This window comes from Microbacterium sp. K41, assembly GCF_004794395.1.
Lineage (GTDB): Bacteria > Actinomycetota > Actinomycetes > Actinomycetales > Microbacteriaceae > Microbacterium > Microbacterium sufflavum.
The window spans coordinates 1-276 of the sequence record NZ_SSDO01000466.1; the positions used below are offsets into that span (position 1 = coordinate 1).

Below are 276 nucleotides of genomic sequence, written 5' to 3' on the forward strand. Positions count from 1 at the left end.
CGAGGCCGTCGCCACGGTGGCGCGGGAGCTGACCGCGCGCGGCGAGGCCGCCGGAGGAGCGGCGCAGGAGGTGCTCGAGGCGCAGGCCATGATCGCCGAGGACCCGACGCTGCAGGACGAGGTGGATGCCCGCATCGACCGCGGCGCCACCGCGGAGTGGGCCGTGCACGACGCGTTCGCCGGGTTCCGCGCGACGCTGGAGGCCGTGGGCGGCTACCTCGGGGAGCGCGCCGCCGACCTCGACGACATCGCCCAGCGCGTGCTCGCCCGCCTGCG

At 77.9% G+C, this 276-nt stretch carries 1 protein-coding gene; it reads left to right on the forward strand.

Annotated features, from left to right (window positions below; genetic code table 11):
* Positions 1 to 276 (forward strand): phosphoenolpyruvate-utilizing N-terminal domain-containing protein (locus DW309_RS15170; RefSeq protein WP_275090550.1); only part of this gene is annotated, 276 nt, incomplete at both ends.